This window comes from Kitasatospora atroaurantiaca, from assembly GCF_007828955.1.
Classification (GTDB): domain Bacteria; phylum Actinomycetota; class Actinomycetes; order Streptomycetales; family Streptomycetaceae; genus Kitasatospora; species Kitasatospora atroaurantiaca.
On the sequence record NZ_VIVR01000001.1, the window covers coordinates 2942800 to 2969586 of the forward strand.

21 protein-coding genes are annotated in these 26787 nt (G+C 71.6%); 9 read left to right on the forward strand and 12 right to left on the reverse strand.

Features of this window, described 5'->3' with window-relative positions:
* Window positions 1-169: 169 nt before the first annotated feature.
* The 4 genes from sdhC to FB465_RS13500 are packed head-to-tail and all read left to right on the forward strand — an operon-like array spanning window position 170 to window position 3593.
* The gene (sdhC, locus tag FB465_RS13485) at window positions 170-550 is read left to right on the forward strand and encodes a succinate dehydrogenase, cytochrome b556 subunit (protein WP_145790611.1); all 381 of its coding nucleotides are present in this window, start codon (window positions 170-172) and stop codon (window positions 548-550) included.
* A 6-nt stretch (window positions 551-556) separates the two neighbouring features.
* The gene (gene sdhD / locus FB465_RS13490) at window positions 557-1048 is read left to right on the forward strand and encodes a succinate dehydrogenase, hydrophobic membrane anchor protein (protein WP_145790613.1); all 492 of its coding nucleotides are present in this window, start codon (window positions 557-559) and stop codon (window positions 1046-1048) included.
* 29 nt (window positions 1049-1077) lie between these two features.
* Complete coding sequence (gene sdhA, locus FB465_RS13495) at window positions 1078-2820, forward strand: succinate dehydrogenase flavoprotein subunit (protein ID WP_145790615.1); 1743 nt, start codon at window positions 1078-1080, stop codon at window positions 2818-2820.
* Window positions 2820-3593: a succinate dehydrogenase iron-sulfur subunit gene (locus tag FB465_RS13500; protein WP_145790617.1), complete on the forward strand. Its 774-nt coding sequence runs from the start codon at window positions 2820-2822 to the stop codon at window positions 3591-3593. The genes sdhA and FB465_RS13500 overlap by 1 nt, the downstream gene beginning before the upstream one ends.
* Before the next feature lie 53 nt (window positions 3594-3646).
* Here the strand turns inward: FB465_RS13500 and FB465_RS13505 are convergent, their stop codons facing one another.
* Window positions 3647-3883, reverse strand: a complete 237-nt coding sequence (locus tag FB465_RS13505) for an SCO4848 family membrane protein (protein ID WP_145790619.1) — start codon at window positions 3881-3883, stop codon at window positions 3647-3649.
* A 138-nt stretch (window positions 3884-4021) separates the two neighbouring features.
* Here FB465_RS13505 and FB465_RS13510 point away from each other — a divergent pair, with 138 nt between their 5' ends.
* The gene (locus FB465_RS13510; RefSeq protein WP_425461173.1) at window positions 4022-5278 is read left to right on the forward strand and encodes a D-alanyl-D-alanine carboxypeptidase family protein; all 1257 of its coding nucleotides are present in this window, start codon (window positions 4022-4024) and stop codon (window positions 5276-5278) included.
* Window positions 5279-5302: 24 nt separating this feature from the next.
* On the opposite strand, the gene FB465_RS13515 is transcribed toward FB465_RS13510, so the two are convergent.
* The 5 genes from FB465_RS13515 to FB465_RS13535 all read right to left on the reverse strand — a co-directional run bounded on the left by FB465_RS13515 (window position 5303) and on the right by FB465_RS13535 (window position 12414).
* Window positions 5303-6220 (reverse strand): class I SAM-dependent methyltransferase, encoded by a 918-nt coding sequence (locus FB465_RS13515; RefSeq protein WP_425461174.1) that lies wholly within the window; start codon window positions 6218-6220, stop codon window positions 5303-5305.
* A 124-nt stretch (window positions 6221-6344) separates the two neighbouring features.
* The gene (locus FB465_RS13520; RefSeq protein WP_145790621.1) at window positions 6345-7250 is read right to left on the reverse strand and encodes a YihY/virulence factor BrkB family protein; all 906 of its coding nucleotides are present in this window, start codon (window positions 7248-7250) and stop codon (window positions 6345-6347) included.
* 99 nt (window positions 7251-7349) lie between these two features.
* On the reverse strand, window positions 7350-9092 hold the full coding sequence (locus FB465_RS13525) for a hypothetical protein (RefSeq protein ID WP_145790622.1): 1743 nt from the start codon (window positions 9090-9092) through the stop codon (window positions 7350-7352).
* A 126-nt stretch (window positions 9093-9218) separates the two neighbouring features.
* On the reverse strand, window positions 9219-11240 hold the full coding sequence (locus FB465_RS13530; RefSeq protein WP_145790624.1) for a hypothetical protein: 2022 nt from the start codon (window positions 11238-11240) through the stop codon (window positions 9219-9221).
* A gap of 145 nt (window positions 11241-11385) precedes the next feature.
* A complete protein-coding gene (locus FB465_RS13535; protein WP_145790626.1) occupies window positions 11386-12414 on the reverse strand; it encodes a glycosyltransferase family 2 protein in 1029 nt (342 codons plus the stop codon).
* A gap of 321 nt (window positions 12415-12735) precedes the next feature.
* On the opposite strand from FB465_RS13535, the gene FB465_RS13540 reads away from it, so the two are divergent.
* From FB465_RS13540 to FB465_RS13555, 4 genes are all read left to right on the forward strand, one after another.
* Window positions 12736-13371 carry a class I SAM-dependent methyltransferase gene (locus FB465_RS13540; RefSeq protein ID WP_145790628.1) on the forward strand — a complete coding sequence of 212 codons (636 nt, stop codon included), beginning with the start codon at window positions 12736-12738 and terminating at the stop codon, window positions 13369-13371.
* Between the two features lie 124 nt (window positions 13372-13495).
* Window positions 13496-17044, forward strand: coding sequence for a bifunctional glycosyltransferase/CDP-glycerol:glycerophosphate glycerophosphotransferase (locus FB465_RS13545; protein ID WP_145790630.1), 3549 nt, complete (start codon window positions 13496-13498; stop codon window positions 17042-17044).
* A 290-nt stretch (window positions 17045-17334) separates the two neighbouring features.
* The gene (locus tag FB465_RS13550) at window positions 17335-19287 is read left to right on the forward strand and encodes a stealth family protein (RefSeq protein ID WP_170290578.1); all 1953 of its coding nucleotides are present in this window, start codon (window positions 17335-17337) and stop codon (window positions 19285-19287) included.
* A gap of 179 nt (window positions 19288-19466) precedes the next feature.
* Window positions 19467-21107 (forward strand): hypothetical protein, encoded by a 1641-nt coding sequence (locus tag FB465_RS13555; RefSeq protein ID WP_145790634.1) that lies wholly within the window; start codon window positions 19467-19469, stop codon window positions 21105-21107.
* A 2-nt stretch (window positions 21108-21109) separates the two neighbouring features.
* Here the strand turns inward: FB465_RS13555 and FB465_RS13560 are convergent, their stop codons facing one another.
* The 6 genes from FB465_RS13560 to FB465_RS13585 form a co-directional block, all read right to left on the reverse strand.
* Entirely contained in the window at window positions 21110-21688 is a 579-nt protein-coding gene (locus tag FB465_RS13560) for a 2'-5' RNA ligase family protein (protein ID WP_145790636.1), read from the reverse strand.
* Window positions 21688-22740: a tryptophan--tRNA ligase gene (gene trpS / locus FB465_RS13565; protein ID WP_145790638.1), complete on the reverse strand. Its 1053-nt coding sequence runs from the start codon at window positions 22738-22740 to the stop codon at window positions 21688-21690. Before trpS ends, FB465_RS13560 begins: the two co-directional genes overlap by 1 nt.
* A gap of 30 nt (window positions 22741-22770) precedes the next feature.
* A complete protein-coding gene (locus FB465_RS13570; RefSeq protein ID WP_145790640.1) occupies window positions 22771-24108 on the reverse strand; it encodes a hemolysin family protein in 1338 nt (445 codons plus the stop codon).
* A 92-nt stretch (window positions 24109-24200) separates the two neighbouring features.
* Window positions 24201-25190 carry a malate dehydrogenase gene (locus tag FB465_RS13575; protein WP_145790642.1) on the reverse strand — a complete coding sequence of 330 codons (990 nt, stop codon included), beginning with the start codon at window positions 25188-25190 and terminating at the stop codon, window positions 24201-24203.
* 194 nt (window positions 25191-25384) lie between these two features.
* On the reverse strand, window positions 25385-25783 hold the full coding sequence (locus FB465_RS13580; protein ID WP_246192651.1) for a DUF3017 domain-containing protein: 399 nt from the start codon (window positions 25781-25783) through the stop codon (window positions 25385-25387).
* 49 nt (window positions 25784-25832) lie between these two features.
* Window positions 25833-26687 (reverse strand): bifunctional methylenetetrahydrofolate dehydrogenase/methenyltetrahydrofolate cyclohydrolase, encoded by an 855-nt coding sequence (locus FB465_RS13585; protein WP_145790645.1) that lies wholly within the window; start codon window positions 26685-26687, stop codon window positions 25833-25835.
* Between the last annotated feature and the right edge of the window lie 100 nt (window positions 26688-26787).

Sequence of the window (26787 nt, forward strand, 5' to 3'; positions counted from 1 at the left end):
AGAGGCCCGCCCATTAGGCCGAGAGTGCCTGATTGATCACACCCGGGGCCCCCGGAGGCGGTTCACGACACGGCGTCGATAGGATGCTGGCGGCCGGAGGACCGTACCCGGCCGGGCTGACCGACACCGAAGCCGGCCGAGCCCCCAATCCGCTTCCGGAGGGTTTTCCGTGCCGGCTGGAACGCTGTACCGCGGCCGGGAAGGCATGTGGAGCTGGGTGGCTCATCGAGTCACCGGCGTCCTCATCTTTTTCTTCCTGTTCGCCCATGTCCTCGACACCGCACTGGTGCGCGTGTCGCCCGAGGCGTACGACTCCGTCATTCAGACGTACAAGACGCCCCTCGTGAACGTGATGGAGTACGGCCTCACCGCCGCCATCCTGTTCCACGCCCTGAACGGCCTGCGGGTCGTCGCGGTGGACTTCTGGTCCAAGGGTGCCAAGTACCAGAAGCAGATGCTCTGGTCCGTGGTCGGCGTCTGGGTCGTCCTGCTGGCGGCGTCCTTCTACCACATCCTCCAGCACACCCTTCGTACCTGGTTCGGGGGCTGATCCGCGATGACGACGGAATACTCTGACGCTGTTGTCGTCTCGGCCGTCCAGGCCCACACGGGCCAGGGCCTCGGCACCGGTAACCCGGCCGACGCCTTCGTGGTCGAGCCTCCCCGGACTCGCACCAAGAAGACCCCGCGCCGTACGCGTACCAACTTCGAGATGCTCGCGTGGCTCTTCATGCGCCTCTCGGGTGTCGTGCTGGTCTTCCTGATCCTCGGTCACCTGCTGATCATGCTGGTGCTCGACGGCGGCGTCTCCAAGGTCGGCTTCGCCTTCGTGGCCGGCCGCTGGGCCTCGCCGTTCTGGCAGACCTGGGACCTGCTCATGCTCTGGCTCGCCATGCTCCACGGCTCCAACGGCATGCGTACGGTCATCAACGACTACGCCGAGAAGGACTCGACCCGTCTCTGGCTGAAGACCCTGATGGGTGTCGCGACCGTCTTCACGGTCCTGCTCGGCACCCTGGTGATCTTCACCTTCGACCCGAACATCTAATCGGCGAACCCAGAGGCGAGCAGAGACCCATGCAGATTCACCAGTACGACACCGTCATCGTCGGCGCCGGCGGCGCCGGCATGCGCGCGGCCATCGAGTCGACCCAGCGCAGCCGCACCGCGGTACTGACCAAGCTCTACCCCACCCGGTCCCACACCGGCGCGGCCCAGGGCGGCATGTGCGCCGCCCTCGCCAACGTCGAGGAGGACAACTGGGAGTGGCACACCTTCGACACGGTCAAGGGTGGTGACTACCTGGTCGACCAGGACGCCGCCGAGATCATGTGCAAGGAGGCCATCGACGCGGTCCTCGACCTCGAGAAGATGGGCCTGCCCTTCTCCCGTACCGAGCAGGGCCGGATCGACCAGCGCCGCTTCGGCGGCCACTCGCGCAACCACGGCGAGGCCCCGGTCCGCCGGTCCTGCTACGCCGCGGACCGCACCGGTCACATGATCCTCCAGACGCTGTTCCAGAACTGCGTCAAGCACGGCGTCGAGTTCTTCAACGAGTTCTACGTGCTCGACCTGCTGATCAACGACGGCAAGACCGCCGGCGTGGTCGCGTACGAGCTGGCGACCGGTGAGATCCACGTCTTCCAGGCGAAGTCCGTGGTCTTCGCCTCCGGCGGCACCGGCAAGTTCTTCAAGGTGACCTCCAACGCCCACACCCTCACCGGTGACGGCCAGGCCCTGGTCTACCGCCGCGGCCTGCCGCTGGAGGACATGGAGTTCTTCCAGTTCCACCCGACGGGCATCTGGCGCATGGGCATCCTCCTCACCGAGGGTGCGCGTGGCGAGGGTGGCATCCTGCGCAACAAGGACGGCGAGCGCTTCATGGAGCGCTACGCCCCCGTCATGAAGGACCTCGCGTCCCGTGACGTGTGTTCGCGCGCGATCTACACCGAGATCCGCGAGGGTCGCGGCTGCGGCCCGGACGGCGACCACGTCTACCTGGACCTGACGCACCTTCCGCCGGAGCAGCTGGACGCCAAGCTCCCGGACATCACCGAGTTCGCGCGCACCTACCTCGGCATCGAGCCCTACACGGACCCGATTCCGATCCAGCCCACCGCGCACTACGCCATGGGCGGCATCCCGACCAACGTCGAGGGTGAGGTCCTGCGCAACAACACGGACGTCGTTCCGGGTCTGTACGCGGCCGGCGAGGTCGCCTGTGTCTCCGTGCACGGCGCCAACCGTCTGGGCACCAACTCGCTGCTGGACATCAACGTCTTCGGCAAGCGGGCCGGTATCGCCGCCGCCGACTACGCGCAGACGGTGGACTTCACCGAGCTGCCCGAGAACCCGGCCGAGAAGGTGCAGGCGCTGGTCGAGGGCCTGCGCGAGTCCACCGGCACCGAGTCGGTCTCGCAGATCCGCAAGGAGCTGCAGGAGACCATGGACACCAACGCCATGGTCTACCGCACCGGCGAGACGCTGAAGCAGGCGGTCTCGGACATCGCGGCGCTGCGCGAGCGGTACAAGAACGTCGCGATCCAGGACAAGGGCATGCGCTACAACACGGACCTCCTGGAGGCCGTGGAGCTGGGCAACCTGCTCGACCTGGCCGAGGTGCTGGCCGTCTCCGCGCTGGCCCGTGAGGAGTCGCGCGGCGGTCACTACCGCGAGGACTTCCCGACCCGTGACGACGTGAAGTTCATGCGACACACCATGGCGTACCAGGAGGTTGCCGAGGACGGCACCACCTCCATCCGCCTCGACTACAAGCCGGTCGTCACGACCCGCTACCAGCCGATGGAGCGTAAGTACTGATGAGCACTCCGACGATGGAGAACAACTCAGCCGCTCTGGACGCGGCTGAGGCCGGCGGCGTCCAGCTGATCACCGTCACCCTCCGGATCCGCCGGTTCAACCCGGAGGAGCACCCGGACCCGGTGTGGGTCGACTACCAGCTCGAGATGGACCCGAAGGAGCGCGTCCTGGACGCGCTCAACAAGGTCAAGTGGGAGCAGGACGGCACCCTCACCTACCGCCGTTCCTGCGCGCACGGGATCTGCGGCTCGGACGCGATGCGGATCAACGGCCGCAACCGTCTGGCCTGCAAGACCCTGATCAAGGACGTCAACCCGGAGAAGCCCATCACGATCGAGGCCATCAAGGGCCTCGCGGTCCTCAAGGACCTCATCGTGGACATGGACCCGTTCTTCCAGGCGTACAAGGACGTCATGCCGTTCCTGATCACCAACGGGAACGAGCCGACCCGCGAGCGCCTGCAGTCCGCCGAGGACCGCGAGCGCTTCGACGACACCACCAAGTGCATCCTGTGCGCCGCGTGCACGTCGTCCTGCCCGGTCTTCTGGAACGACGGCCAGTACTTCGGCCCGGCCGCGATCGTCAACGCGCACCGCTTCATCTTCGACTCGCGTGACGAGGGCGGCGAGCAGCGCCTGGAGATCCTGAACGACCGTGAGGGTGTGTGGCGCTGCCGCACCACCTTCAACTGCTCGGAGGCCTGCCCGCGTGGCATCGAGGTCACCAAGGCGATCCAGGAAGTGAAGCGGGCGCTGGTCACCCGCCGCTTCTAGAGCACCTGCGGAGGGCCCGTCCGGTTTCGACCGGGCGGGCCCTCCGGCTTTCCCTATTTCTTGCGCAGACCGCGGACGCCGATGCTGCCGACCAGCAGGCCGAGGACCAGCGAGGTGACGGCCAGCAGCAGGTGGACCCAGAAGAAGGCGGTGGGCTGGGAGTGGTCGCCGCCGGTGAAGGCCTGGCCGCCGGAGTCCTTCCAGAGGTTCTTCACGAACGTCGTCCAGATGATCAGGGACCAGACGCCGAAGGCGGCGAGGAACCAGGACGTACGGCGGCTGAGCTTCATGGGGTGGTCCTTGGACGGTGGGGGCACGGTCGTCCTCCAGTATGAGGACTGGGCCGGACGGCCCAGTGACCGGCACTCATTGGAGGGACCGCAGCGGCGCGGCGGGCCACCGGACGACCGGCTGGGTACGTTCACCTCGTGCAGAAAGTCCGTCACCTCACGTACCGATGCGCCGCCGTGGCCGCCGCCGTCTCGCTCAGTGCCGCCGCAGCGGCCCCGCAGGACGAGCCGCCGCCCAAGATGTCCACGATCGGCGGCGAGCGCCTGGCCCGGCCCGGCGTCCAACTGGAACCGAAGGCCGGCGCGCCCGGCCTGCCCGGGGAGCTGACCGGCCAGTCCTGGCTGGTCGCCGACGCCGGCACCGGAGAGGTGCTGGCGGCCCGCAACGCGCACTGGCCGCTGCCTCCGGCCAGCACGCTGAAGATGCTGTTCGCCGACACCGTGCTGCCGAAGTTCGACCGGGCGACGGTGCACAAGGTCGCACCCGCCGAGCTGGCCGGGCTCGGGGCGGGCAGCAGCCTGGTCGGCGTCAAGGAGGACCTGGACTACCGGGTCGAGGACCTCTGGCGCGGCGTCTTCCTCAGCTCGGGCAACGACGCGGTGCACGTGCTGGCCCACATGAACGGCGGGGTCGAGCAGACCGTCAGCCAGATGCAGGCCCGCGCGGACGCCATGCAGGCCCACGACACCCATGTGGTCTCCCCCGACGGCTACGACATGGACGGCCAGGTCTCCTCGGCGTACGACCTCACGCTGTTCGCCCGCGCCGGTCTGCGCAACGCGGACTTCCGGTCGTACTGCTCGACCCAGTCCGCCCAGTTCCCCGGCGCGCTGGACAAGGCCACCGGCCAGCGCGGCAGCTTCGGCATCTCCAACACCGACCGGCTGCTGGGCAAGTACCCGGGGCTGATCGGCGTGAAGAACGGCTACACCACCAACGCCGGTGCCACCTTCGTCGGCGCCGCCGAGCGGGGCGGCCGGACCTTGCTGGTCGCGGTGATGCACCCGGAGTCGTACATGAAGGTGTACGACGAGACGGCGTCGCTGCTCGACTGGGGGTTCGCGGCGGCCGGGAAGGTCACTCCGGTCGGGAAGCTGGTGGACGCACCGGTGGCCGCGACCACCGGCAAGCCCGCGGTGGCCCAGGCCGCTGGCGATCCGCCGCAGGCCGCACCGGTCGAGCAGCGGGCGGCCCGGACCGGCACGACGGCCCGGGTGGGCACGGCCGGGTGGCTCGCGGCCGTGCTGTGCGGGGCCGCCGCCGTCGCCGCCCTGAGCAGGGCGACGCTGCGACGGCGACGGCGGCGGGCCAGGTCCCTGGCCTGGCAGGGGGCCACGCCCGAGGACGTCACGGTGGCCGAGCCGGTGGGGGCCACGGCCATCGGTCGGCGCTGAGGCGCGGGCCCCCGACGGGCTCGGTCAGCAGCTCCGGCGCTTGCGGGCGGCCCTCAGGGCGCGGCGGGTGGCCAGGGTGGCGATGGGCGGGAGCAGGTCGAGCGCGATCCGGCGGGCCGCCGAACGCTCCGGGGCCGCCGCACGGGGCTTCGGGGCGTCGTCCCAGGCCAGCCGGCAGACCGTCCGGCCGGCGATGACGTCCTCGTCCAGCCGGAAGCCCTCGCCGCGCCAGTCGCGGGCCAGCAGGGCCGCCTTCGCGGCCTCGGCGTCGCCCCAGGTGCCGTAGAACTTCTCCGGGGTCAGGCAGACCGGCTGCAGGCCGTGGTCGAACACCGCCTCCCAGACCGCCGCCGCGACACCCGGGGTGTGCGGGGAGCGGTAGTCGTCCAGCACCACCAGGCCGTCCTTGGCGAGGGCCTCCCTGGCCACCTGGATGTCGCCGGCCACGTGCTCGTACAGGTGCGAGGCGTCGACGTGCACGAAGCGGCAGCTGCCCGCCGGGATGCGGCCGTCGGCGAGGACGGAGGTGGGCGCCTGGATCACCGTCGGCAGCTCCTGGTGGAAGGCCAGGTAGTTGGCCTCGAAGGCCTGCCGGGTGAGGGTCTTCCGGTAGGACATGGCCATCTCGGCGGAGTTGTCCTCGTCCGGCGCCTCGGAGTCGAACAGGTCGCAGACGGTGAAGGTCTCACCCCGCTGGAGGTGGCTGCCGAGCAGGATCGCGCTGCGGCCGAGGTAGGTGCCCAGCTCCAGGATGTCCCCGGTGGTCCCGTCCGCGGTCTGGCGGTCCAGCAGCCAGTCGAAGGCCTGTTGGTCGACCCTCCAGAACCAGCCCGGGACCTCGTCCGGGGTACGGGGGACGGCGGATGGCGGCTGCTGCTGCTCGTTGGCGGCGGCGATGTCGGTGTCGGTGTCGGTGTCGGAGCTGGGATCGGCGCTGATCACGAGTATCTCCAGGGGTGGCGGCGGGCGGGGGGTTGCCGCTGCGTCGTTCTCGTCCAAGGGGTGCGTCAGGCGAGGGTGGCCGTGATCATAGTCACAATTTCTGACAAATGGCAGAGGGCGCGCGTCAGTTCTCCCCGGCCGTTTCGAGCTGCGCCCGCGCGCGTGACCTGGCCCGCTGCCGGGCGGCCGCCGGATCGGCCAGGGCCGTCCAGGAGGCGCAGTACATCAGCAGCCGGCTGACGAAGTTGATCCACAGCAGCAGGGCCACCGGGACACCGAAGGCGCCGTAGACACTCTTGCCGGCCACCGAGTTCAGGTAGGACGCCAGCAGCAGCTTGAGCACCTCGAAGCCGACCGCGCCGATCAGGGCGCCCTGCAGGATGTCACGGCGGCGCTGACCGGTGATCCGGGGGAACGGGCCCAGCAGGTACGCGAAGAGCACGACGTCGGCGAGCACGGCGATCAGGAAGCTCGCCACGGACAGCAGATACTTGGTGCCGCCCAGGTTGAGCCAGTCGGCCAGGCGCTCGGCCAGCGTGGTCGCCGTGGTGGAGGCGGCCAGTGACACCAGCGTGACCACTCCCAGGCCGGCCAGGACCAGGCAGTCCCAGGCCTTGCGCAGCACCACGTTCCCGGCTTCCGCGGGCAGTTGCCAGACGTCCCGCACCGAGCCGCGCATGGTGTCCACCCAGCCGAGCCCCGAGATCAGCAGGATCACGCCGCTGATCAGCCCGACCGTCGCGGCGTTGGCCACCAGTGAGGGCAGGTCGAGGGAGTCGGCCAGGCCGGGGACCTGGTCGGCGATCTTGTTCTGCAGCTCCTGCACCCGGGAGTCCGAGAGGGTCGCGACGGCGATCGCCAGGGCGACGGTGAGCAGCGGGAAGAGGGCGAGAAAGGCGAAGAACGTGACGGCGCCGGCGAGGCGGTTGGCCTTGGCGTCGGTGAAGTGGGCGTACACCAGGTAGGGGCGGCTGCGGAGCAGTATGGCGACGACCGGACCGATCACCGGCAGCCTGGTCAGGAATTCCACGGGTCGCTCCTACCCCGCCGGGCCGCCGAGGAGCGTCGGGACAGTCGGGCCGATACGGGACAAAAGTGGACAAGGCCACCTGTATACCGTGCCCGGCCGTCACCCCGCGGGCGGCTTGCCGCCGCAGTACTCCGTCCAGCTCGTGTAGGGGACGTTGCCGCACCAGATCCTGACGTCCTTGCTGTCCTGCGGCCGCCACAGCTCGTGCGGCGCCGTGCAGGTGTGGCCCGGCGCGTACGGCGAGCAGCTCCCGTCGGCGCGCTCCAGGGTGTGGGAGCGCCAGGCGTCCAGACCCATGTCCCCCTTCGCGGGGTCGCTCGGCATGTAGCGGTTGGCCGACCAGGAGCCGGCCATCGCGCCGAACACGGCCAGGCCGCAGAGCGAGCCCGCCGCCAGCCGCCGGCCGAGGAAGCGCGGCAGCCGTACGGCCTGCCGGGCGGTCAGCCGCTGCCAGGCCGCCTGCACGCCGCCGGACAGCAGCATCGCCGCGAGCACGGTGAGCGTGATCAGGGCGTAGAGGATCAGCCAGGTGGTGCGCGGGTAGAGCATCACGGCCTGGTCCCGCTGCATGTGTCCGGCGAACCAGAACCGCAGCACCCAGGCGCCGGCCAGGCAGCTCAGCGCGGCGACCACCGCGGGGCGGCGCAGGCCGAGCGCCAGTGCCAGCGCCAGGCCGGCCAGCACCAGCAGGGTGAAGGTGCCCTGGCCGGCCAGCTCGCCGGGCGGCGGCCAGGCCCAGGAGGCGGGCCAGCCGGAGCGGTCGTAGCGCCAGCCCATCACGTACGCCGGGTCGATGTAGACGTCGAAGTAGGCGTACCGGTCGACCGCGGCGGCACCGTGCTGGGCCATCCGGAGCAGCAGCGGGGCGCCGACCAGGCCGGCGGCGAGGGCGGTACCGCCGAGCAGCACGCCCGCGCGGGCCAGCGCCGACCGGCCGTGCCGCCAGGGTACGAGCGCCAGGATCCCCACCAGGGCGCCGGGTGCGGACCAGACGAACCAGCCCGAGTAGCCGAGGAAGAGCAGCCCGAAGGCCGCGCCCAGGGCCACTCCGCGCAGCAGCGCGGAGGGGATGGACAGGGCCCGTACCCGACTGAGCTCGGTGAGCAGCCGGCCGAGCAGCGGCAGCATCAGCACCATCACCAGGTGGCTGTACGGGCGGATCGGGTCGAGGAAGAGGATCGCGGCCGGCAGCGCCACGGCGAGCGCCCAGGCCGGGCGGAGCAGGCTGCGCCAGGCCAGGTAGCAGAGCGGGCCGAAGACGGCGCTGAGCAGGAGCTGGAGGTCCTTCAGCGCGTAGCCGACGTGCCCGGGGCGGAGGTACTTGGTCCACTCGGCGAGCAGCACGACGAAGCCCGGCGGGTAGAGGTCGGGGAGCCCTTCGCCGCGCAGGAAGGACTCGGCGTAGCCCTGGAGGGTCGCCGGGTCGCCGTCCTGGCCGCCCAGGCCCCAGGGGGTGCCGCGCAGTGCGACGGCGATGCCGCCCGCCACGATGCCGGTGCCGAGGCCCGCCACGGCCGCGCAGCCGAGCCGAAGCAGCAGGCGGAAGCGCCGGTGGTCCGACCGGTGGGCGGCGTACAGCACGACGGCGAGCAGCGGTAGGGCCAGCAGCGCCGCCCGGAACTGCAGTTTGGCGAGGCCGCTGACCTGGCCGATCCGGATCAGCGGATCGACGTGGATGTTGCGGGCCCAGACCATGAAGGCCACCCCGACGCCGAGCGCGACGGCGGCCTCGGCGCCGGCGGCGAGCAGCCTGCGGTAGTGGGCCCGGGCCCCGCCCCGGACGGCGGGCGCCGCCGGCTCGGCGGGGAAGGCCTGGGGGTCGTCGGGAGCCTCGGTTGCCACGTCCGCCATGGTGGTTCGCTTCCGTCGGAGGTGAACCGGACTTCTACGGGGGCAGCCTGTTCCGCTCGGCGGCACCGGGCAGTCCTCCGGCACTGCACTCGGCGCAACGAGCCCCCGTCACAGGGGTCACGGCCGGTCCATGACAGTTCCCTCGAACGGCTCAACGATCACCGGACGGTCATTCGCGTCGTACCGGATCAGCGCGATCTCGAGCTGGTCCCGGCGGCCGGGCCCGGCGAGCTGCCGGGTCCTGGCGGCCTGCTCGGGGCTGTCGAGGTAGACCCGCAGCGGTACGGGCGAGGCGTCCGCGAACTCGACGATCTGCTCCGGGGTGCGCTGCCAGCGGCCCCAGACCCAGGCCCGCCAGGAGAGGCCGTTGTCGCGGGCCAGCACGCCGAGCCAGAGGTTGCCCTCCGAGAAGCGCGGGTCCTCACCGGCGTGCGGCTCGGCCAGGATGACGCCGATCCGCCGGTCCGGCACCGGGCGGGAGGCGTGGATCGCGGTGACCAGCGCGGCGCTGGCCGGGGCGGCGTGCTCGCCTCGCTGGTACCCGGCACCGCTGCTGTCCTGCCAGCCGCTGCGGGTGACTCCCCGGTCCGGCTGGGCGTTGAGGACCAGGACGGCCAGCAGGACGGCGGCCGTCGCCCCGGCCCAGCCGGCCCGGACCGGCCGGGCGGCGCGGCGGCGGTGTTCCGGCGCGCCGAGCAGGGGGACGACGGCGGCCCCGAGCGCGACCAGGGTGACCACGACCAGCTGGTGCAGCAGCTTCTCGTAGTAGTACGCGGTGTGCCCGGTGGTGGCGACCTGGTACCGCTGCACGCCCACGGCCAGCGCGGCGACCACCAGGACGGCGCCGAGCGCGGCCCGCCGGACGGCGTTCCGCCGGGCCGCCCGGGTGAGCAGGCCGAGCACGGTGAAGGCGAGCAGCGGCAGCAGCAGGTGCCGGGAGACGGGCTGCACCCCGCCCGGCATCGCCAGGATCTCGGCCGAGCCCGCCTGCTTCCAGTTGGCCAGGACAGGCAGCGCGGCCGCCGCTGCGGTGGCCGCGGCGGCGACGAGCACGTACGGCCGCACCCGCAGCCATCGTCGTCGGTGCACCACGGCCCAGATCAGCAGCATCGGCACCGCGGCCACCAGCAGCAGGTAGTAGGCGAAGGCCAGACCCGTCGTCAGCGCGCCGAGCAGCAGCAGCTGTTCACCCGGCCGGGCGAGCGGGCGGAGCACCAGGGCGGCGAGCAGGGCGAGCAGCGCGAGGCCGAAGAGCTCGCTCTCGAAGCCGGCCAGCAGCAGCGGGGTGCCCTCGACCAGCACGAGGTAGCCGCCGACCAGTGCACCCAGCGGCAGCACCGCCCAGCCGCCGAGCGCGGGCCCGGCGGCCCGGCGGGCGGCCCACAGCACCGCCGCGACGAAGGCGGCGAGCACGCCGCCCGCGAGCAGGACGAAGGTGCCGAGCGAGGTCAGCGCGTCCGACGGGGCGGCATCGCCGGTCGCGAAGCGGGTGAGCACGGCAAGGGTCAGATGGCTGCCCTGCGGGTAGGTCTGGAAGCCGTCCTGGAGGGTGACGGCGGCCTGCTCACGGTGGAAGGTGAGGTAGCCGCCGAACCTCAGCACGCTGTCGTAGAGCGCGAAGTGCCTGGCCAGGTCCTCGCCGTGGAAGAGCGCGGCGAGCCGGCCGGTGGCGTCCGTGGTGACCAGCGGGCGGAGGCAGAACCAGCCGGTGGCAGCGACCACGAGCAGCAGCAGCCCGTCCCCGAGGGGCATCCGCAGCCGTACGGCCTGACGCCGGGTCAGCACGACGGCGGCGAGCGGCAGCGCCGTCGCCTCGGCGAGGGCGAGCGGGTTCAGGCCCCAGGGCCAGGACGAGGCGAGCACCCCGAGCAGGCAGAGCCAGCCGGTGAGCAGCCCGGCCGCGAGCACCAGCCGGTCGACCACCGTCGTGCGGGAGCGGAACTGGAGGGCGGTGGCGCCCCACAGCAGGGCGAGGGTGGACAGATCGGCCCGGAGCAGGTGGAGCAGCGGCGGTGCGGCGAGCAGGACGGCCGCGAGGGCGATCGACGGGCCGTCGGCCCGGCCCGGGCGGCTGTCGCGGACCCCGGGTTCGTCGGAGGCCCCTGGCTCGTCGGAGGCCGTGGTGGCCGCGTCCGGCATGGTGGTCCGCTTCCGTCGGAAGGTGAACCGGAGCCCCGCAGGCGGCGCCGGACAGGCCTGCGGCACTGCGCCCTGCGCAACGAGCAGGACGGCACGGAGGGTGCGCCGCACCACCCGGACGGCGGAGCGTCAGGCGCTCGGCCGGTCAGCTGCCGGACGGACGGACCCGCCGGGCGGCCTTGGCCGCGGCCTGCCTGGTCCGGGCGAGGGCGCGGACGCCCTGGTAGGTGAGGTAGTGGCCGTGGCTGAGCAGCTCGGTACGGACGCCCTCGGCGCCGGACGCGGGCCGGTAGCCGGCCGGGCGCAGCCGGGCGCAGTGCTGCGCGGCGCGGCGGAAGTACTCCCGGCGGTCGCCCGGCGGGACCCGGCCGGGCTTGCTGACCACCGTGTTGAGGTGGTGCACCATCCGCCCGTAGACCACCGGGCGCCAGCGGTCCAGGTCGGGCCGGCGGTCGAGGAAGGCGAAGACCAGGTCGTACTGGTCGAAGACGTCGAAGTGCTTGCGGGTGGCCGTCGCGAGTATGTTCCCGCCCTGCTCGCGCTGGCGGTAGTGGACGCCGACCAGGTCGAGCATGGTGATCCGGCCGGCCGCGAGGAGGGCCGGGAAGGTCCACGGGGTGTCCTCGTAGTACCCGGCCGGGAAGGTCAGGCCCTGCTCGTCGATGTAGCCGCGGCGGTAGGCCTTGTTCCAGACCACCATCAGCAGGTCGAGCAGGTCGGGGCGCTGGTCCAGGGCGAAGACGTCCGGGCCGGGGCGGGCGAAGACCGGGGCGGAGTTGCTGCGGACGACCCGGCCGTCCCAGTACGTGCGCGCGTAGTCGTAGACCAGGATGTCCGGGTCCTCGCAGGCGAGCAGGCGGTCCTCGACGGCCCGGAGCAGGCCGGGGGTGAGCGTGTCGTCGCTGTCCAGGAAGATCACGTAGTCGCCGGTGGCGACCTCCAGGCCGGCGTTGCGGGCCCGGCCCAGGCCGACGTTGGCGGGGAGGTGGAGCACCCGGACGCGCTCGTCCTTCGCGGCCGCCTCGTCCAGGATCGCGCCGCAGCCGTCCGGTGAGTGATCGTCAACCGCGATCAGCTCGAAGTCCGCGCACGACTGCGAGAGCACCGAGTCGAGGCACTCGGCCAGGTACTCCTGCACCTGGTAGACGGGGACGATCACGCTGAAGCGGGGCATTTGTGACTCATTCTAAGGGGGTGCTCAGCCGCCGGAGATCACCGGGCCGCCGGAGGAAACAACCCGTTCACGGCCTGGGGCAGGGCCAGGCGCAGACTAGCCGCCGCAGGGCCCCCTGCGCACCCCCCGACCGGCGGGAACACCGGACCCCCGTGGCCGCTAACGATCCGCCAGGGCCCCGGTCACCGTCGTCGTACCATCGAGTGATCCCCGGCAGCGGCCCGGCCGTCTGCGGCTCTACGCTCCCATGCAGCTCAACCGCACATCGACGACGCCGCGGCCCCGCGAGGCCGCGGCCGGCAGCCTGGAGAGGCCCCAGCCATGTCCGAAGCCCGCGACCCGCAGACGCCCGGCTCCCCCACCGGCGGTGCCACCGCCGACGCCTCCTACACGGAGCGCCTGGTGACCCTGGAGCAGTCCGGCATCAAGCGCCTGCTGCCCACCCAGGCGCCCTACCGCTGGAACCTCAAGCGGCTCCGGCTCGGCCGGGTGCTGGACGTGGGCTGCGGTGTCGGCCGCAACCTGCAGAACTGCGACCCGGGCAGCGTCGGCGTCGACCACAACGAGACCTCGGTGGCCACCGCCCGGGCCCGCGGCCTGATCGCGTACACCGCGGCCGAGTTCGAGGCCGACCCGGAACTCAGCCGGCCGGGCGCCTTCGACAGCATGCTGGTCGCCCACGTGCTGGAGCACCTGGACCTGGAGACCTGCGAGCAGCTGCTCAAGAGCTACCTGCCGAGCATCCGCTCGGGCGGCAAGGTGGTACTGATCACCCCTCAGGCAGCGGGCTACAAGTCGGACCCGACACATGTCCGTTTCGTCGATTTCGAGGGCCTTCGTACCTACGCCGAGCGGGCCGGGCTCAAGGTCGACCGCAGCTACTCCTTCCCGCTGCCCGAGGCCGCCGGGAAGGTCTTCAAGTACAACGAGTACATCCTGGTCGGCATCGTTCCCTGACGGGCTCGGCTCCTGGGTGCGGCCGGTCGCGGACGGTAGGATCGCCGTACACCTGTGCGCCGGTTCCCCCCCGACGCCGGCCGCAGGCCGGTCGCACGCCCCCGATGAAAGGCCCGCGCAGCCGATGGCCCCCCGCCTCTCCGTCGTCGTCCCGATCTACAACGTCGAGCGCTACCTCGAGGAGTGCCTGGACTCCATCGCCGCCCAGACCTTCGACGACCTCGAATGCGTCATGGTGGACGACGGGTCCAAGGACGGCAGCGCGGCCATCGCCGAGGCGTACGCCGCCAAGGACTCCCGGTTCCGGCTGGTCAAGCAGGAGAACAAGGGCCTCGGCGCCGCCCGCAACACCGGGTACCGCCACATCAGCGAGGGCACCGAGTTCCTGGCCTTCGTGGACAGCGACGACACCCTGCCGCCCAGTGCGTACGAGCTGATGATCGGCACCCTGGACGAGACCGGCTCGGACTTCGCCACCGGCAACGTGCTGCGCTTCCGCGCCGTCGGGTACTACCAGTCCGGCGGGCACCGCAAGCCGTTCAAGGAGACCAGGCTCAAGACCCACGTCACCGAGATCCCCACGCTGGTCACCGACCGCACCGCGTGGAACAAGGTGTACCGCCGCTCCTTCTTCGACGCGGCCGGGGTGCTCTACCCCGAGGGCATCCTGTACGAGGACGCCCCGGTCAGCGTGCCCCACCACTACCTGGCGACCAGCGTGGACGTCCTCTCCGAGCCGATCTACCACTGGCGCGAGCGCGAGGTCGGCGAGATGTCGATCACGCAGATGAAGACCAACCCCAAGGGCCTGATCGACCGGGTCAAGTCCATGGAGCTGGTCCGGGCCTGGCTGCTGGAGCAGAGCGACCCGAAGTTCCGGAAGTACCTGAACTCCTACGACGAGAACAACCTCGTCGAGGAGATCCCGATGTTCTTCTGGTCGGTGCTGGACGGCGACCAGGGCTACCGCGACGCGTACCAGGAGAGCGTCGGCCGGCTGCTCCGCGCCATCGGCCCCGAGCAGATCCGCAAGCTCCGCGCACCGCTGCGGCTCAAGTACCACCTGACCCTGCAGGGCCGGATGGACGAGCTCGTCGAGCAGATGCGCTTCGAGAAGGACAGCAACGGAGCCGCGCCCGCCCGCGGCCTGCTCCGCCCGTACGCCGACTACCCCTTCCTGCGCGGCGGCCGCAAGAGCGTGCCCGCCGACGTGCTGCGCCTGGACAACGCGCTGGTCATGCGCAGCCGGCTGTACGGGTCCGCCTGGGTGGACGGCAAGCTGACGATCACCGGCCACGCCTTCCCCGAGCACCTCGGCGCCGAGCACAAGCACGACATGGTCAAGGTGCTGGTGCTGCGCGAGGCCAAGGGCCGCCGGGTGCTCGCCGTGCAGACCAGGGCGCAGTACAGCCCGGAGGCGACCGCCAGCTCCCCGCACGACCTCTACAACTGCGACTGGGCCGGTTTCACCGCGACCATCGACCCCAAGCGGCTCAAGCACCGCGGCCAGTGGAAGGACGGCTCCTGGCGGGTGCTCGTCGCGGGCATCGGCAAGGGCGGCGTCTACAAGGGCCGGATCTCCGGCGGCTGGAGCGACACCGCCGAGTACCCGCCGGTGCACTGGGTCGACGAGGACGTCCGGATCGTCCCGTGGCTCAAGGACAACTTCGTCCACCTGCGGGTCGAGCGGATCCGCGCCCGCGCCGTGCAGGTGACCGCCGCGCGCGGCGTGGTGGAGGTCACCGGCGCCGTCCGCTCCGGCCCGGACCTGGCCGGCGCCCAGCTGCGGCTCAAGCACGTCGAGTCCGACCGCGATCTGCTGTTCCCGCTGGAGCTCGGCGTGCCGGCCGGCCTGAACGTGCCGTTCACCGCGAGCTTCCCGATCAGCGACCTGACCGCCGTACGCGAGGCCTGGGCCGCGCTGGACCCGGCCTCCGACGAGCGGCTGCGCGACCGCTGGGACACCGAGCTGCAGCTCGTCGACGGCACCACCGTGCCCGTGGTGATAGACGACCGGGCGGCCCCGGCGCAGCTGGACGTGCCGATCAACTCCGACACTCGTGCCCTCTACTCCAAGCCCTCCCCCAGCGGGTACCTGCAGTTCACCGACCAGGTGCTGCAGCCGGTGGTCGAGGAGGTCGTCGCGGCGCGCGACGCCGACGGCTTCCTGCTGAGCGGCACCTTCCCGCTGCCCGGGACCCACCGCTACGAGCTGGTGATCCGGCACAACTGGCGCGAGGAGGAGCACAGCTACCCGGTCGAGATCACCGACGGCCGGTTCCGCGCCGCGCTGCCCGCCGTCCCCACCGCCTCCTTCGCCGGCCAGGTGCCGCTGCACAGGGGCACCTGGGAGGTCTTCTTCCGCCCGGTCGGCGCCCCCGTCGGCAGCCTGTGGCCGCAGGTGCTGCTCGCGCCCTCCTGCCACGGCTCGCTGCCGCTGGAGGTCGAGGCACGCGGCAAGCGCATCGCGCTGGAGCGCCGGGTGTACGACAGCCTCTCCCTGGAGGCGCACGCCGACCTGCTGCCCGAGGAGCGCAGCGGCTACCGCCAGCGGCAGCTGCGGGGCAACTTCCCGGCCTTCCAGCAGCAGCCGCTGACCGACACGGTGCTCTACAACGTCGCCCTCGGCGGGCAGTACGCGGGCTCGCCGCGCGCGGTGCACGAGGAGCTGGTCCGCCGCGGCGCTCCGCTGCGCCACCTGTGGACCTCCGACGACATGCAGGCGGACCTGCCGCAGACCGCCGAGGCCGTCCGCCACTGGAGCCCCGAGTGGTTCGAGGCGCTGGCCACCGCGAAGTACATCGTGACCAGCACCCACCTGCCCGACTTCTTCGAGCGGCGCCCCGGCCAGGTCGTGCTGCAGACCTGGCACGGCACCCCGTTGAAGCGGATCGGGCACGACTTCGAGAAGGTCTGGTTCACCGACGCCGAGTACCTCAAGCACCTCGACCGCGAGGTGCCGCAGTGGAGCCTGCTGGTCTCCGGCAACCGCTTCTCGACGCCGGTGCTGCGCCGGGCGTTCCGCTACCAGGGCGAGATCCTGGAGTCCGGTTACCCGCGCAACGACGTGCTGTTCGCGGCCGACCGGGAGAAGACCGCCGAGCAGGTCCGTGAGCGCCTCGGCCTGCCCGAGGGCAAGAAGGTGGTGCTGTACGCGCCGACCTTCCGCGAGGACCGCCGCCGCCCGCAGGACGGCTACCAGCTGGACCTCCGGCTCGACCTGGCCGCCGCGCAGGCCGCCCTGGGCGAGGACCAGGTGCTGCTGGTGCGCGGCCACGAGGTGATGTGCGGACAGATCCCGGGCGCCGGGAACGGCTACATCTGGGACGTCGGCACGTACCCCGACATGGCCGACCTGCTGCTGATCGCGGACGTGCTGGTCACCGACTACTCCTCGTCGATGTTCGACTTCGCCAACACCGGTCGGCCGATGCTCTTCTTCACGTACGACCTGGAGCACTACCGGGACAACCTGCGCGGCTTCACCTTCGACTTCGAGTCGGAGGCGCCCGGCCCGCTGCTGGGGAGCTCGGAGGAACTGGTCGGCGCGCTCGGGCGGGTGGACGAGCTGGCCGCCGAGTACGAGGACAAGTACACCGCGTTCCGCGAGGCGTACTGCGATCTTGATGACGGGCAGGCCTCGGCGCGGGTGGTCGACGCTCTGCTGGGCTGACGCCACGTCAGTGAACTGGCCTCCGGGGAACGCGAGTTGCTCGGAGGCCAGTTCGATCACCGCCACGGCCGGGGGACACCGGTCGTCGGGGGTACGAATTTTTCCCGCCCGGGCGTGGTTGACCTGGGCAGGCGTGCCGGTGTGTGATGACACACGCAGTTCACGCCAGTGTCACCGACGATCTGCTCGGCTGTCCCCCACCGGCATGGCGCGGCTGTCGGCCGCCATCCCGGCCGTCCTGCTGCCATGGAGGGGGTCCGGGCGCTCGGGATCTCACTGCTGGAGAATCGATGTCCAACCCCCGTCCGGCCCGACGGATCCTGCGCGGCGTGAAGCGAAGGGCCCGCAGGCTCCTGGTGACGCTGCGGGTACTGCCTCCGGTCGTCCCCGCCGCGCCGAAGCCGGTGGAGCCGGAGCCGGAGCCGGTCGACCCCCTGCACGAACGCGAGGAGCAGCTCCTGTCGGTGCTGCCCGAGGTCGTGCGGCACCAGGACCGACTGGCCGAGGTGCGTGACGACGTTCTCTCCGGCGAGGCGTTCCGGCTGAACTTCCAGGAGGTCGCCGAGGTCCTGGAGAGCGCGGGCGTGGCCTTCGCGCCGGTGCCGGACGGGCGGGTGCGGCACCGGGTCGCCATCCACCCCGGCGCACGTGCGGACGTCCTGGCGCTCTGCGCGAAGAGCTTCGCCGGCCGGCCGGTGTACGCGGACCTGCTGGGCCACGACGTGACGCTGCGCACCGTGCTGGCCGAGGATCTGCCCGAGGCGGTGGCGACTCTCGAGGCCGAGTGGGACTCCGGAGAGGACGAGTCGGACGAGGCCACGTCGGCCGAGGTCTCAGGCGAGGCCTCCGACGAGTCCGCCCCGGACGGTGCGGAGGACTCCGGCCTCGATGGCGAAGAGGCTCCGGCGGCCGACCGGATTCCGCCCGTCGTGGTCAAGGGCATCCGGATCTACCGGCCGATCGTGACCAGCGGCCGCAGCCTGCTCTACGGGGCCGGCCACGGCTGCGACGTGGAGTTCTGGGACGCCGCCACCACGCAGGGCGCGGTCGCCTCGATCAGCGAGACGCCCTTCGGCTGGTGGGTCCCCTCGCTGGAGCCGACCAGCGTCATCCGGATCGGCGACCGGGACTACCCCGCCCCCGAGGCCTTCACCCGGACCCTGCTGGACGACGTCGACTTCCCCGTGGACGCGGTCATCACCTGGGTCGACGACAGCGACCCCGACTGGCAGCGGCGCCGCGCCGAGGCCAGGGCGGCCCGCCTCGCGCAGGCCGGCGAACCGGCCGCGACCGACACCCCGCAGGTCGAGGGGGACGACGAGGAGCGCTTCCACAACCGGGACGAGCTGCGCTACTGCCTGCGCGCCATCGCGATGTACGCGCCGTGGATCCGCCACGTCTTCCTGGTGACGGACGATCAGACCCCGGACTGGCTGGACACGTCCAAGCCGGGCATCACCGTGGTCTCCCACCGCGAGCTGTTCACCGACCCCTCCGCTCTGCCGGTGTTCAACTCGCACGCGATCGAGACCCAGTTCCACCGCATCGCCGGGCTCTCCGAGCACTTCCTCTACTTCAACGACGACGTCTTCCTCGGCAGGCCGCTCCGGCCCGAGGACTTCTTCCGGGGCAACGGCAGCTCCCAGCTGTTCCACGACGGCCGGATCATCCCGCCGGGCGAGCCGGCCCCGCAGGACGACGAGTACGTCGCGTCCCAGAAGAACACCCGGGCGCTCCTGGAGCGCGAGCACGGCCGGTCGTTCACCAACGTCCTGGCGCACACCCCGCACGCCCTGCGGCGGAGTGTGCTGGCCGAGGTCGCCGCCCGCTACTCCACCGAGCTGGCGGCCACCGTCCGCTCCGCCTTCCGGTCCCGCCACGACCTCGCGCCGGTCACGCTCAGCAGCCACCTCGCCTACCTGACCGGCCGGGCCGTGATCGGCCGGATCGGACACACCTACGTCGACGTCGACCGCTACTCCGGGCTCGACCAGCTGCCCACGCTGCTCGCCGAGCGCTCGACCGACACCTTCTGCCTCAACGACGGGCATCTCGACGGGGTGCCCAGGGACCATCAGCACCGGGCCGTGGTCGGGTTCCTCCAGGGCTACTACCCCGTGGCCGGGCCGTTCGAGAAGACGCCGCCGGCGCCGGTCAGCGTGCCGGCCGCCCCGGAGACGGAGGAAGCGGTGGAGACGGCACAGCCGACGGAGGACGCGGACGCCCACAGCGTCACCGTCTAGGAGGCCGGCCGCCGCCCGGGACAGCCCCACGGGCGGCGGAAGCCTCTCCGACTCGTCCCGCTAGAGTTTGCGTCACGCCAGCTCGCCGCTGCGCCGGTGCCCGGGTCCCGTCCGGCACAGCCGGGCCAGGAGCCGGGCCGATCCCCATGACCTGCCGCTCACCCGTACGGAGGACCGTCGTGCCCGACGCCGCGCCGCGCCGCCCCGCCAGAGCCCTGCCCGGACTGCACCGGGCACCCGTGATGTGGCGGCTGCCGCTCGGTGTGCTGGCGGGCACCCAGGCGATCTGGCTGTTCTGGTGGGCCGCCTTCCACCCGGGCCTGATCAGCTACGACTCGGTGATGTACACCTGGCAGGTCACCACCGGGAACTGGACCTCCGACCACTCGGTGCTCTACGACGCCCTGGTCTGGGTCACGCTGCACCTGCCGGGCCGGTTCGCGCTGCTCACCCTGCTGCAGACCACCGCGATGTCGGCCGCCCTGGCGTACGCCTGCGTGGCGATGCGCGATCTGGGAGTGCGGGCCCGGTGGAGCGTTCCCGCCGCGCTCGCGGTGGCGGCCCTGCCTCCCACCGGGACGGTCGTCGTGTTCGTCTGGAAGGACGTGCCGTTCTACATATGCGCGGTGCTGGTCTTCGCCGCCACCGCGCGGCTGGTCGCGGGGCGCAAGCGACCGCGGTTGAGCGGCCGGCGGGGGCTGCGGCCCGGCTCGGTCCGGTTCGACCTCGCGGTGCTCACGGTCGGCCTGCTCGGCCTCGGACTCTTCCGTAACAACGGCCTCGGCCTCGCGCTGCTCGCCAGCGCGGCACTGGTCATCGCCCTGCCCGGGCAGCGGATCAAGCTCGGCTCGCTGACCGCGGCCACGGTGCTGATCCCGCTGGTCGCCCAGCTGTGGCTCTACCCCGCCCTGGGTGTCAAGCAGCCGCCGTCGGACTCGGTGTTCGCCCTGAACTACTCGGATGTCGCGGTCGCGTACCAGCAGGCGCCGTCGCTCTTCAGCCCCGCCGACATCGCCGTGCTGGAGCGGGTCGCACCGCTGAGCACCTGGCAGCAGGGCGCCAACTGCCACTCCGCCGACCTGCTCACCAACAGCTGGGCGCCGTTCGACCACGCCGCCGCCGAGCGGTACAGCGGGCAGCTGATGGGCCTGTGGACCAAGGTGCTGAAGCAGCGCCCGGACGTCATCGTCGGCGCCCGGATCTGCCGCGGCCACATCGCCTGGGCCCCGACCTCCGACCGGGGCGCGGCCGGTGCCACCACCCAGCTCCCCTACCTCGGCACCCCCGCGGACCTCTGGGGCTGGGCCTCCCCCGCCTCCACCGGCGATCCCAAGGCGGGCAGGATCTCCCCGAACGGCAAGATGGCCGGCAGCCCCTACCTGCCCGACTTCGCCACCCACCCGCTCTCGACCACCGCGCACAAGGCCGCGCTGTGGCTGAACAACCTCTTCCGGGTGCCGCAGCTCGACTGGCTGTTCTGGCGCGGCGCGACCTGGTGCTACCTGATCTACGCGGCGCTGGCCTGCTACGCCATCGGGCGCCGGCGGCCCGCGGTCTACGCCCTCGCGGGGCTGCTGGTCGGGCAGCAGCTGACGGTGCTCGCCGCCAACCCGGTGGAGAGCTACCGGTACGTCGCCGCCCCGCTGTTCATCGGCCCGTTCTGCCTGGGCCTGATCGCCGCCCGCCGGGAATCCTCGGGCACGGCACCTGTGCCGGCACCGGAGAACCGCTCCGACCTGCACCGGGAACACCCGGACCGGAACGGGAACCGCGCGGCCGGCACCGCCGCCACGCGGGCGCCGCAGTCCGTTCGGCTCTGAGCTCAGCCGCCGAGGCGGGGGCTCGGCCCCCGCCCGAAGGCGTACGTCCGCCAGGGCCGCCAGACCTCGTCCGGGCCGAAGCGGGAGAGGCTGAAGGCCGGGACGTCGAAGGCGGCGTGGAAGGAGCGGGCCTTCTCGTAGGCCTCGTCGAGGATCTCCTCGGCGAGGCCGTGGGCGACGGTCACGTGCGGGTGGTACGGGAAAGCCAGCTCGCGTGCGAGCGGGCCCGAGCGGACCGCCGCCTCCAGTGCGCGGCACTCCTGGGCGCCCTCCTCCACCCGGACGAACACCACCGGGGAGACGGGGCGGAAGGTGCCGCTGCCCTGCAGCAGCATCCGGAAGGCGGGGTGGGCCGCGGCGACGGCCGTCAGGTGCGCCTCGACCTCGGGGAGCAGGGCCGCCGGGATCTCGGTCGGCGGCAGCAGGGTGACGTGCGTCGGTATCGAGCGGGCGAGCGGGTCGCCGTGCCCGGCGCGGGTGTCCTGGATCGCCGTGCCGTACGGCTCCGGGACGTGGATGGACACGCCGATGGTGACGGCCTCGGGGAGGCCGCCACCACCGGGCGGGGTCGACAGCGGCATCAGTGCTTGGGCGGCACGCTGGTCGGCTTCAGGAACCCGATCCGGTCGTACACCGTCGCCAGCGTCTCGGAGGCGACCGCGCGGGCCTTCTCCGCGCCGATGGCGAGCACCCGGTCCAGCTCGGCCGGGTCCTCCAGGTAGGTCCTGGTGCGGGCCTGGAAGGGCGTCACCCACTCGGTGAACAGCTCGGCCAGCTCGGTCTTCAGGGCGCCGTACATCTTGCCCTCGAAGTGCTCCACCAGCTTCTCGATCGACTGGCCACTGAGTGCGGAGTGGATGCGCAGCAGGTTGGAGACGCCGGCCTTCTTCTCCTCGTCGTAGGAGACGACCGTGTCGGTGTCGGTGACCGCGCTCTTGAACTTCTTGGCGCTCACCTTGGGCTCGTCCAGCAGGTTGACCAGGCCCTTGGGCGAGGAGGCCGACTTGCTCATCTTGGCCGACGGGTCCTGGAGGTCCAGGATCTTGGCCGTCTCCTTGAGGATGTACGGGTTCGGCACCGTGAAGGTGGGCGCGTAGCGGGTGTTGAAGCGCTCCGCGAGGTCGCGGGTGAGCTCCAGGTGCTGGCGCTGGTCCTCGCCGACCGGGACGGCGTCGGCCTGGTAGAGCAGGATGTCGGCGATCTGCAGGATCGGGTACGTGAACAGGCCGACCGAGGTGCGGTCGCTGCCCTGCTTGGCGGACTTGTCCTTGAACTGCGTCATCCGTGCGGCCTCGCCGAAGCCGGTCAGGCAGTTCATGATCCAGCCGAGCTGGGCGTGCTCGGGTACGTGCGACTGGATGAAGAGCGTGCAGCGCTCGGGGTCCAGGCCCGCGCCGAGCAGCTGGGCCGCCGAGATCCGGGTGTTCTGGCGGAGCGTCTCCGGATCCTGATCGACGGTGATCGCGTGCAGGTCGACCACCATGTAGAAGGCGTCGTTCGCCTCCTGCAGATCCACCCACTGGCGCACCGCGCCGAGGTAGTTGCCCAGGTGGAAGGAGCCCGAGGTGGGCTGGATGCCGGAGAGCACCCGGGGGCGGTCCTTGACCGGTCCGGTGATCGCTGCGTTGACCATGAGCGCCATTGTTCCAGCTTCAGCGACCCCTCAGGAAACTTCCGCCCCTGGAGGATCCGACAGTGTGACTGCACTCACTCCGGCCGTCCCCGCTGCGGTCACCCGAATCCGCTCGATCCGGCGCCCGTCCAGCTTGGCCACCGTGAGCCGTACGCCGTCCTCGGTCGTCACCTGGTCGCCGTCCTCCGGCAGCTTGCCGAGCGCGCTGACCACGTACCCCGCGACCGTCTCGTACGGGCCCTCGGGCAGGACGACGCCGGTCTCCTCGGTGAAGTCGGAGAGGTTGAGCAGCCCGTCCAGCTCCATCGCGCCGCCGGCCAGGCGGCGGGTGGCGGTGGTGTCCTGGGCGTCGTACTCGTCCCGGATCTCGCCGATCACCTCCTCGACCAGGTCCTCCAGGGTGACGATGCCGGCCGTGCCGCCGTACTCGTCCACCACGATCGCCAGGTGATGGCCCTCGCGGCGCATCTCGCTCATCGCCTCCAGCACCCGCTTGGTGGCCGGCAGCAGCTTGACCGGGCGGGCCAGGTCGCGGACCCGGATGGCCTGCTCGCCTCGCGCGCCGTACAGGTCGCGGACGTGCACGAAGCCCACGACGGCGTCGTACGAGCCCTCGACCACCGGGTAGCGGGAGTGCGGGGAGGAGCTGGTCTCCTCGCGGACGTCGGCGAGCAGACGGTCGGCGTCCAGGAAGGTGACCTCGGTGCGCGGCACCAGCACCTCGCGCAGCTGGCGCTCACCGGCCGCGAAGACCTCGGCGATCAGGGCGCGCTCGTCGCTGCCGAGCTCGGTGTTGGCGGCGACCAGGCCGCGCAGCTCCTCGGAGCTCATGCTGCCGCGGCCCGCCTTGGGGTCGCCGCCGAAGAGCCGGACCATCAGGTTGGTCGAGTGGCCGAGCAGCCAGATCGCGGGGCGCAGCACCACCGACATCACGTCGACCACCGGCGCGGCCAGGACCGCGATGGAGTCCGCGCGCTGCAGGCCGATCCGCTTGGGGGTGAGCTCGCCGAGGACCAGCGAGACGTAGCTGATGACGAGGGTGAGCCCGACCAGGGCCACGGCGTCCGCGACACCCTGGGAGAGCCCGAGGTCGACGAAGACCGGGGCGAGCTTGCCCGCCAGCGTGTCCGCGCCGAAGGCGGCGGACAGGAAGCCCATACAGGTGACCCCGACCTGGACGGCGGCCAGGAAGCGGTTCGGATCGGCGGCGAGGTGGGCGGCTCGGTCGGCGCCCCGGGTGCCCCGGGCCTCCAGCTCGCGGATCTGGCCCTCACGCAGCGAGATCAGCGAGATCTCCGCGACGTTGAAGAGCCCGCCCAGCATGATGAAGACGAGGACGAGCGCGGCATCCCCGAGGGTTTCGTTCACGGTGGGTCAGTGTACGGCTGTGGCCGGACGCCATAACGGCGCCCGGCCACAGACCTCGGTCCACAGATGTCGGGCTGCGGACTTCAGCTGACTCAGATCAGGCCGAGACCGGCGACCGCGTCGCGCTCCTCGACCAGCTCGCCGACCGAGGCGTCGATCCGGGCGCGCGAGAAGTCGGAGATCTCCAGGCCCTGGACGATCTCGAACTTGCCGTCCTTGGTGGTGACCGGGAAGGAGGAGATGAGGCCCTCCGGCACGCCGTAGGAACCGTCGGAGACGATGCCCATGGAGGTCCAGTCGCCCTCTGCGGTGCCGTTGACCCAGGTGTACACGTGGTCGATGGCGGCGTTGGCGGCCGAGGCGGCGGAGGACGCGCCACGGACCTCGATGATCGCGGCGCCGCGCTTGGCGACGGTCGGGATGAAGTCGCTCTCCAGCCAGGCCTGGTCGTTGATCAGCTCGGCGGCGTTCTTGCCGGCGATCTCCGCGTGGAAGATGTCCGGGTACTGGGTGGCCGAGTGGTTGCCCCAGATGGTGACCTTCTTGATGTCGCCCACGGTGGCGCCGGTCTTCTTGGCGAGCTGGGCGACCGCGCGGTTGTGGTCCAGGCGGGTCATCGCGGTGAAGCGCTCGGCCGGGACGTCGGGCGCGTTGCGCTGGGCGATCAGGGCGTTGGTGTTGGCCGGGTTGCCGACCACAAGGACCTTGATGTCGTCCGCGGCGTGCTCGTTGATGGCCTTGCCCTGCGGGCCGAAGATGCCGCCGTTGGCCTGCAGCAGGTCGCCGCGCTCCATGCCGGCGGTGCGCGGGCGGGCGCCGACCAGCAGGGCCACGTTGGCGCCGTCGAAGGCGGTGGCGGCCTGGTCGGTGATGGTGATGCCGCGCAGCAGCGGGAAGGCGCAGTCGTCGAGCTCCATCGCGACGCCCTCGGCGGCCTTGAGGCCCTGCGGGATCTCCAGCAGGCGGAGGTTCACCGGCACGTCCGCGCCGAGCAGCTGGCCGGAGGCGATGCGGAAGAGCAGCGCGTAGCCGATCTGGCCGGCCGCGCCGGTGACGGTGACGTTGACGGGGGTGCGAGTCATTTTCTACCTACTCCAGCAAATCGCCAGGTGCCCCAGGCACGTCGGCGCGCTGGAGCCGAGGATGTTGTCTCGACATCGAGAGAACTGGCGCCAGGCTATCGCACGGTGACCGGTCGGGGCGCGTACGGGCGTGGCTTCTACGTCACAACGATGCCCTGTCCACAGCCTGTGGACAGGGCATCGCCGCGCGGCGGTCAGCGGTGCTGGCGCCCGATGAGCTGGCCGACGTTGTCCAGCAGGGACAGCCGCAGCCACGGGTCGGGCTGCGCCACCAGCGTGAGCAGCACGATCACGCCGCCGAGCAGCGTCAGCACGCTGACGTCCGTGAAGCGGCTGCGCACCGCCAGCATGCCGACCTCGGGCAGGGTCAGCCGCAGCGCCGCGCCCAGCAGCAGCGCGCCGCCGACCGTCAGCAGGCCGTACTTGAAATCGCCGAACCAGGTGACGGCGAGCCCTGCGCAGGCCACCGCCAGGACCAGCGTTATCGGCCACTGCCGGACCGGCAGGGCGTGACCACGGCCCATCGCCGCCGCCGAGCCCTCCGGCGGCAGCGTGCCCGTGGTCTTCACCGGCCGGCGACGCGACCGGCTCACTCGTACGGCGACCATGTGTTCCCTTACCGAGAGAGTGACCGAGAAGGAGTCAGCCGGCAGCACGGCGCTCGGCCGCCTCGACGATGTTGTTGAGCAGCATGGCGCGGGTCATCGGGCCGACGCCACCCGGGTTGGGCGAGATCCACGCCGCCACCTCGGCCACGCGGGGGTCGACGTCGCCGACCACGCCGTTCTCGTCCCGGCTGACACCGACGTCCAGCACCGCGGCACCCGGCTTGACGTCCTCCGGCTTGATCAGGTGCGGCACACCGGCGGCGGCGACGATGATGTCGGCCTGGCGCAGGTGGGCGGAGAGGTCCCGGGTGCCGGTGTGGCACAGAGTAACGGTGGCGTTCTCGGTCTTGCGGGTCAGCAGCAGGCCGATCGAGCGGCCGACGGTGACACCGCGGCCGACCACGACGACGTTGGCGCCGTCGATCTCGACCTTGTGGCGGCGGAGCAGCTCGACGATGCCGTAGGGGGTGCAGGGCAGCGGGCCCTCGATGCCGAGCGCCAGACGGCCGAGCGAGGTGGGGTGCAGGCCGTCGGCGTCCTTGTCCGGGTCCATCAGCTCGAGGACGGTGTTCTGGTCGAGCCCCTTGGGCAGCGGGAGCTGGACGATGTAGCCGGTGCAGGTCGGGTCTGCGTTGAGCTCGCGGACCACGGCCTCCACCTCCTGCTGGGTGGCGGTGGCGGGCAGCTCACGCTGGATGGAGGCGATGCCGACCTCCGCACAGTCGCGGTGCTTGCCGTTGACGTACCAACGGCTGCCCGGGTCGTCGCCGACCAGGACGGTACCGAGGCCGGGGACGATGCCCCGCTCCTTGAGGGCCGCCACGCGGACGGCGAGTTCGGACTTGATCGCGGCAGCGGTGGCCTTGCCGTCGAGAATCTGGGCAGTCATGGCCCCATTCTCCTGGATCGCGGAAGGTGTTCCCACCGTGCTGCCACTGCGCCGGCACCGCGCCGCGACAAGGGCGCACGGAGCGTGGCCGCGGCCGATA